At 42.9% G+C, this 8,139-nt stretch carries 8 protein-coding genes; 7 read left to right on the top strand and 1 reads right to left on the bottom strand.

The features are described 5' to 3' along the window. Window positions 1–200 (bottom strand): hypothetical protein (locus ACED53_RS17350; RefSeq protein WP_371708217.1); only part of this gene is annotated, 200 nt, incomplete at its 3' end. 559 nt (window positions 201–759) lie between these two features. Between ACED53_RS17350 and ACED53_RS17345 the strand changes: the two genes are divergently transcribed. The 7 genes from ACED53_RS17345 to ACED53_RS17315 all read left to right on the top strand — a co-directional run bounded on the left by ACED53_RS17345 (window position 760) and on the right by ACED53_RS17315 (window position 8,117). Then, entirely contained in the window at window positions 760–1,890 is a 1,131-nt protein-coding gene (locus tag ACED53_RS17345; protein WP_017101959.1) for a flagellin, read from the top strand. An 81-nt stretch (window positions 1,891–1,971) separates the two neighbouring features. Further along, a complete protein-coding gene (gene flaG / locus ACED53_RS17340) occupies window positions 1,972–2,397 on the top strand; it encodes a flagellar protein FlaG (protein WP_017101960.1) in 426 nt (141 codons plus the stop codon). A gap of 22 nt (window positions 2,398–2,419) precedes the next feature. Beyond that, window positions 2,420–4,474 (top strand): flagellar filament capping protein FliD, encoded by a 2,055-nt coding sequence (gene fliD / locus ACED53_RS17335; protein ID WP_017101961.1) that lies wholly within the window; start codon window positions 2,420–2,422, stop codon window positions 4,472–4,474. A gap of 3 nt (window positions 4,475–4,477) precedes the next feature. Beyond that, window positions 4,478–4,783 (top strand): flagellar protein FliT, encoded by a 306-nt coding sequence (locus tag ACED53_RS17330; RefSeq protein WP_017101962.1) that lies wholly within the window; start codon window positions 4,478–4,480, stop codon window positions 4,781–4,783. A gap of 12 nt (window positions 4,784–4,795) precedes the next feature. Continuing rightward, complete coding sequence (fliS, locus tag ACED53_RS17325) at window positions 4,796–5,206, top strand: flagellar export chaperone FliS (protein ID WP_009848558.1); 411 nt, start codon at window positions 4,796–4,798, stop codon at window positions 5,204–5,206. A 226-nt stretch (window positions 5,207–5,432) separates the two neighbouring features. Continuing rightward, window positions 5,433–6,896, top strand: coding sequence for a sigma-54 dependent transcriptional regulator (locus tag ACED53_RS17320; RefSeq protein ID WP_012603437.1), 1,464 nt, complete (start codon window positions 5,433–5,435; stop codon window positions 6,894–6,896). A gap of 180 nt (window positions 6,897–7,076) precedes the next feature. Continuing rightward, window positions 7,077–8,117 carry a PAS domain-containing sensor histidine kinase gene (locus ACED53_RS17315; protein WP_009848556.1) on the top strand — a complete coding sequence of 347 codons (1,041 nt, stop codon included), beginning with the start codon at window positions 7,077–7,079 and terminating at the stop codon, window positions 8,115–8,117. Window positions 8,118–8,139: the final 22 nt, after the last annotated feature.

Raw genomic sequence — 8,139 nt, 5'->3', positions numbered from 1 at the left:
CACAACGGTATGCTAAGAACAAAAATGCCGTTCACTCTTAAGTGAACGGCATTACAGCTTCGGCTGGGTTTTTTATTGCCTGCGATTTGGTAACGGTAATTTTCGAGATCAGGGGGGAAAGAAAAAGCGAGATTCCCTATCACGTTCGTTCCCCACTGTAGGGAATGACCGAGTTGGGAAATGATGATTTCATTGCTCATTGCTTATTGCTTATTGCTTATTGTATCGAAGTAGCCTTTCGTCATTCCAGAACCGAGTAGAGCGAGATATCAGGAATCCTTTCTTATATCAATGTTCTGATGGATGTTGATACACATAGTGTTAATACCAATCGTAGTAAATAACTTATCACCCTAGCTTGCTAAAAACTCGATAACGGCGTGAGAGCTTCTAATTGTAGAATAACTACTTATCGAAAAACCCTGCCTTGTTCTCAAGCATTTTTCCTGCGCTATTTCTACTTACTTACTTACTTACTTACTTACTTACTTACTTACTGTTATTGGTATAAGTCCTGCTTTAAAAGATGCCGTGAAAGTAATCGAACTACTTCACGTTTTTTTTAATATTTAAAATAATACGAAAAAAAATGCATTTTTTATTAAAGCTTCTAGTTAAGGGGCCGTTAAAGGGATTGAGAGAAATGATATGTACCAATGTAAGGTGAGAGAGACACTGGTATATAAAACAAAATAACATGTGTTTTTGTGAGGTGAGAGTCACATAAGTGCATGAAAAAATGCCTAAAGGAGATCAACTATGGCGATTAATGTAAGCACAAATGTGTCTGCAATGACGGCTCAGCGCTACCTAAATAGCGCGGCTGAAGGTACTCAAAAATCAATGGAGCGCTTGTCTTCTGGCTATAAAATTAATAGCGCGAAAGATGATGCTGCAGGCCTACAAATCTCTAACCGCTTAACGTCGCAAAGCCGTGGCCTAGATATGGCTGTAAAAAACGCGAATGATGGTATCTCTATTGCACAGACTGCTGAAGGTGCAATGAATGAGTCAACCAATATCCTGCAACGAATGCGTGACCTTTCTCTTCAATCTTCAAATGGCTCAAACACGAGATCTGAACGTGTTGCTATCCAAGAAGAAGTATCGGCGTTAAACACTGAGCTTAACCGTATTGCTGAAACGACCTCTTTTGGTGGTAACAAGCTTTTGAACGGTACTTTTGGTAGCCAATCTTTCCAAATCGGTGCAGATTCTGGTGAAGCAGTAATGCTGACGATGAATAATATGCGTACTGACACTCAAGCTATGGGCGGTAAGAGCTATAGTGTTACCGAGGGTAAAGATACGTCTTGGCGTGTAGGAGCAAACTCTGCTCTAACGATGAAATACCAAGATCAGTTTGGTGATCTTCAAGAGTTGTCTATTTCTGCGAAAGAAGGCAACGACATGGAAGAGCTAGCAACGTATATTAATGGCCAAAGTCCAGACGTCCAAGCATCGGTAGGTGAAGGCGGTAAACTGCAACTGTTTGCTTCTAGCCAAAAAATTGAAGGTAATGTTGAATTTGGCGGCAGTCTGGCGGGCGAGCTAGGGATTGGTGCAGGTAAAGACGTTACTGTTAACGATATCGATGTAACATCGGTTGCTGGTGCTAACAACGCGGTATCTATTATTGATGGCGCTCTAAAATCAGTAGACAGTAACCGAGCATCTCTCGGTGCATTCCAAAACCGTTTTGATCACGCAATCAGCAACTTAGATAATATTAACGAAAACGTTAATGCGTCTAAGAGCCGTATCAAAGATACCGATTACGCAAAAGAAACAACGGCAATGACGAAGTCTCAAATCTTACAACAGGCGAGTACTTCTATTTTAGCTCAAGCAAAACAATCACCATCAGCAGCTCTAAGCTTGTTGGGCTAAACTTACTTCAGTAAGTAACGGTAAACTCTACTCTGGGTAGAGTTTTACTGTTAGGCTCATAAAGGTGGGAGGGAGAGTGTTATGGAAATATTATCTAACGCGTCGAACATCCAGCCTTATGGCTCACCTAATGGCACTAAATTTGCAAGCGATGAAGGTAGTAGTGCGTCGAGCACTTTACAACTAAAAGAAGCAACATCTCATGGCAAGGTAGAAAAATCGAAAGAGATGGCTACCGAAGCGGCGATTCAATTAGCTCAACATAGACAAGAGTTAAATGATCAGGAGCGTGTCAAGATGGTTGAGAAGGTCAATGAGTTTATATCTTCTCTTAACAAGGGTGTTGCCTTCAAGGTTGATGAAGAGACTGGGAGAGATGTGGTCACTATTTATGAGACCACAACAGGCGATATTATTCGCCAAATTCCCGACGAAGAAATGCTCGAAATTCTGAGGCGCCTAGCAGCCCAAACCTCGAATAGTGGAATATTGGAGGCTAAGGTTTAAGTCGTATTATTGAGGTGGTTTAATGAGTTTTGGCCCAATGGGGATTTCGTCTGGCATGGATATCAATTCCATGGTCAGCAAAATTGTTGATTCTGAGCGTGTGCCTAAACAGCAACAGATCGACAATGAACGAACGCGAATCGACACCAGCATTAGTGCCTATGGAAGACTCAGAGAATCCCTTGATTCGATGAAGGATCTGATGACAAGCTTTCGTCAGGATAAAGCTTTTGCTGTGCGAACAGTAGAAAGTACTGATGAAAATCTTGTTTCTGCGACCGCGACTACCGAAGCGATCGCTGGCAAATATGCCATCGATGTGTTGCAGCTTGCCCAGAGCCATAAAGTGGCTTCTGATGTTCTATCAGATGACATGAAATTTGGCCCTGGCAAGCTGCAGGTTTCGCTTGGTAGCGAGAGCTTCGAAACACAAGTTAGTGCTAACTCAAAACTGCGTGATGTTGTTAGAGGTATTAACAGCGCTGGGGATAATCCGGGTGTTCGAGCTTCTATCATTAATGATAAAGAAGGACCACGGTTAGTCCTCGCTTCAAATATGTCTGGTGAAGACAATCAAATAAAACTCCACGTTGACTCTGAAGATAACAACCCTCTAAAAAAATTAGAATATAAAACCCTATCGGAAAGACTGAAAGCCTTAGAAGATGCTCGCTCAGTAGCGCAAGGCGTCTTAGCTGATGCCCCTCCTAAATTGGATGCTGACGGTAACCCAATTCCTGACGGCTTTGCTGTTCCGCTGCGAGACGATGACGGAAATTCCATATTTGATGAAAACGGCAATCCTATTTTTGAAAGAAAATCGGAACCTGTCGTTGAACCTGAAGATCCTTTCGCTGAATTTGACCGTGATAATTTAACTTATGGCCAAGAAGCGGCAATGGCAGGTCAAAAGGCGCTAGATGCGTCCGCCTTAGCGGCTTCAGGGATGCCAGAAGATACGATCCCAGGCTGGAACAACACCGCTTCGGGCACATTACTCGATTCTTTTTTTAGGCCTGAACTCGAGCTTGACGAAAAAGCCATCGAGAAAGCCGCTGATATTCCGGGGTGGTCAAATACTGCCGCAGGTACTCTGACGGATTCTTATGTTACCCCCAAAGAAGCGCAGCAGAAGCTCGATGCCGAGAAAGCCAGAATAGAAAGTAAATTGGTTGATGAACGTTCAGAGTTAGCGAAGAGAGTTGAGAAAGGTGAATTAACCCCGGAGCAGGCTCAGCAATTAGAGAGAGCTAGGTTATCTCCGGGGGAACGAACACATTTAGAGAAGGTTGATAAAGCTCAAGCTAATCTGGCTTTGGCTCAACAGTCTTTTGACCAATACAGCGGCATGACTGAAGTGCAAGCTGGACAAGATTCAATGGTCATTCTGGATGGTGTCGCTCAGCTTTCTAGCAATAATAATGTGATTGAAGATGCCGTTGAAGGTATTGATATTACGGTTAAAGGTAAAACGCCAAAAGATAAGCCGCCAGCAGAAATTGGTGTTGAGTACGACCGTAATCGTGTTCGTGAAGATATTGAAGCTTTTGTTAGCTCTTATAATCAGTTTTACAAAATATCTAAAGGTTTGGCGAGTGTTGACCCTTTGACAGGTCAAAAAGGCCCTCTTTCTGGTGACAGTACAGTGCGTAACGCAGACTCGCGACTAAAAAGTGTGTTCTCTTCAAGCATTGAAGACGCGCCTGACAACCTTAAGTCTTTGACTGAATTTGGTATCACCACCACAAGACAAGGCTCGCTAGAAATCAACTACGACATGCTTGATCGTCAGCTTAACAATCACTTTGATAAGTTGGGTGAGTTCTTTGGCGGCAACAACGGTTTCGCCAAAAAAGTCGAAGATGCGATTCAAGGGATCACGGGTGTTACGGGCTCAATCCGCACGAGAGAAAAGAGCTTAGTCGAACAAAATTACCGTTTGGTTGATGATCAAAGCGCGCTTGACCGACGCATGGATAGCCTAGAGAGCCGTACGCACTCCAAGTTCACTGCGATGCAGGATGCGACCAGCAAGATGCAATCTCAGTTGGGCAGCATGATGAGTGCAATGGGCTAATAGATGAGCAAACTGCTTCAAGAGCTTTGTGAGCTCGATCAATTAATTATGTCTAAGCTCGAATATAGTGAAATTAATGCTGAAGAAATAGTGCATCTTGTCGATAACAGAGAACAGTTATTGCAAAACGTGCTTCAATTAATCGATTCATATCCCGACGTTAAGCAAAGCTCCGAGTGGTTTGAAGCCATTTCGAGAACAAGACAATTGGTCGAACTGATGCAGTCTGAGACTGGTCGAGTAGGTAAAAACTTACATAAATACCGACATGGTGCCAAATCAGTTCAACAATACAAAAAGTTTTTATAGAAGAGGTTTACTATGCGCGGTTCTTTACAGGCATATAAAAAGGTATCAGTGGATAGTCAGCTTACAGCTGCCTCACCGCATAAAATTGTTCAGATGCTAATGGCTGGTGCTATCGAGCGCTTAATTCAAGGTAAAGCGGCAATGCAAGCGGGCAACATCCCGGTGAAAGGTGAGCGACTGAGTAAGGCTCTAGATATCATTATTAGCCTGCGTAGTTGCCTATCGATGTCCGATGGTGGCGACATTGCGAAAAATCTAGATCAACTTTATGAGTTTATGATCACGCAAATTTCTGCTGCAAATCACAAAAATGATCCTCAGCCAATTGATGATGTTATCGATATTATCCGCGAAATTAAGAGCGCTTGGGACCAAATTCCGAATGAATATCACAATTTAACGTCTGCGGATGTTGGTATTTAAAGAAACATCCCAGTTTAAACCAATCGCATATCTCTGAATTGCTTGGTTGCCTTATTTTTATAATCAAATAAAATAGAAGCCATTAGATAGCCTAATGGCTTTTTTCGTTGCTGGTTTCCTAGATTTGTCCACGTAGATCATAATCATTGATATTTTCTCTGTTTTGTCTCTTACGTCGCTTACCAATTTCCGCATCGCACCAAAATAAAGGCAATAATTCCTACTTATGCAAGGTTTGGCAAAACTGCTTGTCGTCGATGATAACGCTCAAAATCGTCACAATTTAAGCACAATATTAGAGTTTGTAGGAGAGAGCTGCGAAGTAATCAGCTCTGAACAAGCACACAAAGTTGACTGGTCCCTACAGTGGGCTGGCTGCATCATTGGTTCAATTAAAGCCAAAGGCTTCGCATTACTGAATGAAAAGCTTGTTCATGTTAATCACATCCCTTTACTGGTGATTGGCAAAAACGATTACCCGGTTGAGGAACTTACTAACTTTGTTGGTGAACTCGAACTTCCTCTTAACTATCCGCAATTAAGTGATGCACTGAGACACTGTAAAGACTTCTTAGGCCGTAAAGGCGTTCAAATTTTACCTTCAGCGCGTAAGAACACGCTTTTTCGTAGTCTAGTTGGGCAGAGTGTTGGTATCCAAGAAGTTCGTCACTTGATTGAACAAGTCTCTTCTACTGAAGCAAACGTATTGATTCTTGGCGAGTCAGGCACGGGCAAAGAAGTTGTAGCACGTAATGTTCACTATCATTCTAAACGTCGTTCAGGACCTTTCGTTCCCGTAAACTGTGGCGCTATACCGCCAGACTTGCTCGAAAGTGAACTGTTTGGTCATGAGAAGGGCGCGTTTACTGGTGCAATTACCGCACGTAAAGGCCGTTTTGAGTTGGCTGAAGGTGGTACACTGTTTCTTGATGAAATTGGTGATATGCCAATGGCGATGCAAGTTAAGTTGCTTCGTGTTTTACAAGAACGCAGTTTTGAACGTGTAGGTGGCAATAGTACCATTCAAGCTGATGTTCGAGTGATTGCGGCAACACACCGCAATCTTGAAAATATGATCGAAGATGATTTGTTCCGTGAAGACCTTTACTATCGCTTGAACGTTTTCCCAATTGAAATGCCATCGCTTCAGGAGCGAAAAGAAGATGTTCCCCTATTGCTTCAGGAGTTGATGACCAGAATGGAAGCTGAAGGTGGCATGCCAATCTGTTTTACTCCCCGTGCAATCAACTCTTTGATGGAGCATTGCTGGCCGGGCAACGTACGTGAGTTAGCTAATTTAGTTGAGCGAATGGTTATTTTATATCCAAATAGCTTGGTTGATGTGAATCATCTACCAACTAAATATAGATACAGTGATATCCCAGAGTTTCAGCCAGAGTTTAATAATTTTGCATCAGAGGAAGAGCAAGAGCGAGATGCTCTTTCTGACTTGTTCTCAGAAGACTTCAGTTTTGAGCAGCACGATGAGCTTGCTGACAATGCGAACGCACCTCAAGATTTACCCGCTGAAGGGGTTAACTTGAAAGAACTACTCGCTGATATGGAAGTGAATATGATCAATCAAGCGTTGGAGGCTCAGGGCGGTATTGTTGCTCGCGCTGCTGACATGCTTGGAATGCGCAGAACCACTCTGGTCGAAAAAATGCGCAAATATAACTTGCAGCGTTAGTGCCTATTTTCGATGAAAACGAAAACTAGTACACACTTTAGCATTTTAGCAACTTTAGCTAAACGAACAGATAAACCATAGTCGAGTTGTTGCTTGCTTAACTATGTGATAAATATAGCAAATAGCCTGACTTGTGTTGTACATGTCAGGCTGTTTTAGTATTTGAGGCAAATTTTTGACATGCACCTATCTAACGAACCAGAAAATCAATCACATCTAGATTCTGTTGAGCAACAGGTTGAGCGCTATAAGCAAGTGCTCGATGTTATGCCTGCGGGGGTCATCTTGTTAGATACACATGGTGAAGTGAGAGAAGCGAATCCTGAAGCACACCGTATTCTCGGGGTTGAGTTGGTTGGCGAGAAATGGTTTTCGGTAATACAAAATGCCTTTGAACCAAGGGACGATGATGGGCATGAGATCTCATTGAAGAATGGGCGAAAAGTGCGCTTAGCGATTTCAGCTTCGACTACAGGTCAGCTTATTTTGATTACAGACCTGACAGAAACTCGCTTACTTCAGTCTCGTGTGAGCGATCTTCAGCGTTTATCTTCACTCGGAAGAATGGTCGCTTCGCTTGCCCATCAGGTTCGCACGCCGCTTTCTAGTGCAATGCTGTATGCATCAAACCTTGCCGCGCCAAATTTGCCGCCGGCAACAAAAACGCGTTTTCAATCTAAGCTGATGGATAGGTTGCATGATTTAGAGAAACAAGTGAATGACATGCTGTTGTTTGCCAAAGGTGGCGACAACAAGGTGGTTAAGCCATTCACCATCGCGGAACTCATCATTGAGTTTCATCCTATGGTGGAGGCTGCGTTAAAAAGCAACCAGATTGATTATTGTCAGGAAGTTGAAGATGAAAAGACTCAAATGTTTGGCAACGCCAATGCTATCGCTTCTGCTTTAAGTAACCTAGTTTTGAACGCGGTTCAAATTGCTGGCAAGAAATCGCAGATTGATGTGTTTTTTAGACCCGTAAACGGTGAACTTAAGATATCAGTACAAGACAGTGGCCCCGGTGTGCCTAAAGAACTTCAAGGTAAAATTATGGAACCTTTCTTTACCACTCGTTCTCAAGGCACAGGTCTAGGTTTAGCGGTTGTACAAATGGTATGCCGAGCACATGAAGGTCGACTGGAATTGATATCAGAAGAGGGTGATGGCGCATGCTTTACCATGTGTCTACCGTTGGAAAGAAGCTCTTCTTCTGAAGACTAATAAGTTTTAACTGAATTTACAC

Source organism: Vibrio sp. 1F169 (assembly GCF_041439605.1).
GTDB lineage: Bacteria > Pseudomonadota > Gammaproteobacteria > Enterobacterales > Vibrionaceae > Vibrio > Vibrio tasmaniensis_A.
Note: the sequence above shows the minus strand (reverse complement) of the source record. Positions and strands in the feature narration are given on the sequence as shown.

What these genes read in the sequence shown, in the direction of transcription:
- ACED53_RS17315 (WP_009848556.1), top strand. Translation starts at nt 7,077, where the DNA reads ATGCACCTATCTAACGAACCAGAAAATCAATCACATCTAGATTCTGTT.
- fliD (WP_017101961.1), top strand. Translation starts at nt 2,420, where the DNA reads ATGAGTTTTGGCCCAATGGGGATTTCGTCTGGCATGGATATCAATTCC.
- flaG (WP_017101960.1), top strand. Translation starts at nt 1,972, where the DNA reads ATGGAAATATTATCTAACGCGTCGAACATCCAGCCTTATGGCTCACCT.
- ACED53_RS17345 (WP_017101959.1), top strand. Translation starts at nt 760, where the DNA reads ATGGCGATTAATGTAAGCACAAATGTGTCTGCAATGACGGCTCAGCGC.
- fliS (WP_009848558.1), top strand. Translation starts at nt 4,796, where the DNA reads ATGCGCGGTTCTTTACAGGCATATAAAAAGGTATCAGTGGATAGTCAG.
- ACED53_RS17320 (WP_012603437.1), top strand. Translation starts at nt 5,433, where the DNA reads ATGCAAGGTTTGGCAAAACTGCTTGTCGTCGATGATAACGCTCAAAAT.
- ACED53_RS17330 (WP_017101962.1), top strand. Translation starts at nt 4,478, where the DNA reads ATGAGCAAACTGCTTCAAGAGCTTTGTGAGCTCGATCAATTAATTATG.